The sequence below is a fragment of the Sulfuricurvum sp. genome, assembly GCF_049587615.1.
Classification (GTDB): domain Bacteria; phylum Campylobacterota; class Campylobacteria; order Campylobacterales; family Sulfurimonadaceae; genus Sulfuricurvum.
Window position 1 is genome coordinate 1 of record NZ_JBAVEF010000001.1, and the last position, 1826, is coordinate 1826.

The window sequence follows — 1826 nt, forward strand, 5'->3', positions numbered from 1 at the left end:
TGGAAGCGAGGCTGCGATCTTTTAATCAACGATAACGCGCAGCCGGCGTCGAGTTGCCAAACAACCCGGACAACACCTGGCGCTGGGCTTCATAACGATCCCACTGCTCACCATCGTGCAAGCCCGGAAGGGTGACCACTTCCCCCTGCTCCAGCCCCACCAGCGCCGCATCGACCATGTCTTCGGCGGACATCACGATCTCCTGCGGCAGGTTCTCCACCGGGTTGCCGGCTTCGCTCCAGAAATCGGTGGCGGTCGCGCCCGGCAGTACGGCCTGAATGCGCACGCCTTTGTCGGCCAGTTCGCGGTGCATCGATTGGCTCAGGCCGAGGACAAATGCCTTGGTCCCACCGTATACGCCGTTGAGGATTTCCGGGGCGATGGCGACGATCGAGGAAATGTTGATCACTGTGCCGGCGCCCCGTGCAACGAAGCCAGGCGCCACCGCATAGGCCAGGCGTGTCAGCGCGGTGATATTAAGGGTGATCATGTCTTCCATGTCATCCACGGGGCTGCCGAGCAACGGCATGACCGCGCCGACGCCGGCGTTGTTGACCAATAACGTGATGCTCGCGTCGCTGCGCAGGATCTGTTCGACCCGCCGCAAGCCAGCCTTGTCTTTCAGATCCGCAGCGACCACCTCCACAGCGCGGCCGGTCTGGTCCCTCAGGCGATTGGCCAAGGTGTCGAGTTTTGCCTGGCTGCGAGCGACCAGGATCAGGTCATAACCCTGCCGGGCGAGGCGATCGGCGTACACCGCACCGATACCGGAAGAGGCGCCAGTGATCAGTGCAGTGCCTTTGGGAGAGAGAGCCATGTTCAGTTTCCTTTACAGTGAGGCGAGACAATCGCCAGGTAGGAACCGTTATAAATTGACTCGCGCTAGTCTCAAATGACGTTTAATCTACGTTTTTCGGACATGGCGTTCTGAGGACCAGGCGATGATCAGCGTGGCGTTTGTGGTTTTCGAGGGTTTCCAGTCCATGGCGCTGGCGGCCATGCCGGTGTTCGAATACGCCAACTTCAGCGCTGGCGAAGCCTTGTATGACGTGCGGGTACTGTCCGAAGACGGGTCTACCTTGCGCGCTTCCGGTGGCCTGAGTGTCGGCACCGAAGCGTTCGGTGAGCGGGTGTTCGACACCGTGATCGTGGTGGGCGGCGACGCCATCCTCGAACAGGCACCCGAGGGCGTGCTTGACTACGTGCGGGCCAGTGCCAGGACTGCGCGCCGCACCGCCTCGATTTGCTCCGGGGCCTTTGTCATGGCCCAGGCCGGACTGCTCGAGGGCCGCCGGGCGACCACGCACTGGGCCTATGCGCGGCAACTGCAGGAACGCTTTCCAGCGATCAAGGTGGAAGCGGACCGGATCTACGTGACCGACGGTTCGATCTGGACCTCCGCCGGCATGACCGCCGGTATCGACCTGGCACTGGCCATGGTGGAAAAGGACCACGGCGCCGAACTCGCGCGCGCCGTGGCGCAGAAACTGGTGATGTACCACCGCCGCGCTGGCGGCCAGTCACAACACTCGGCGCTGCTGGAGCTGGCGCCGAAATCCGATCGCATCCAGACCGTCCTCGGCTACGCCAGGGAACACCTCGCCCAAACGTTGTCGGTTGAACAACTGGCGCAAGTGGCGCGCCTGAGCCCGCGCCAGTTCAGCCGGGCATTCCGCGCCGAAACCGGCCAGTCGCCAGCCAAAGCCATCGAAAACCTGCGCCTGGAAGCGGCACGGCAGATGCTCGAACGTGGGCGCCTGACGCTCGAGCAGATCGCCCTGGAAACCGGTTTCCTTGATCCCCGGCGCATGCGTGAAGCCTTTCTT

Annotated in this window: 2 protein-coding genes; one reads left to right on the forward strand and one right to left on the reverse strand. The window is 63.0% G+C overall.

Features of this window, described 5'->3' with window-relative positions; genetic code table 11:
* Positions 1 to 25 precede the first annotated feature (25 nt).
* Positions 26 to 817: an SDR family NAD(P)-dependent oxidoreductase gene (locus tag WB308_RS00005; protein ID WP_424187719.1), complete on the reverse strand. Its 792-nt coding sequence runs from the start codon at positions 815 to 817 to the stop codon at positions 26 to 28.
* 124 nt (positions 818 to 941) lie between these two features.
* Here WB308_RS00005 and WB308_RS00010 point away from each other — a divergent pair.
* Positions 942 to 1826, forward strand: an 885-nt coding sequence (locus WB308_RS00010; protein WP_424187721.1) for a GlxA family transcriptional regulator, incomplete at its 3' end; no start/stop codon positions are given.

Coding starts and splice junctions, on each gene's coding strand:
- WB308_RS00005 (WP_424187719.1), bottom strand. CDS start 817: ATGGCTCTCTCTCCCAAAGGCACTGCACTGATCACTGGCGCCTCTTCC.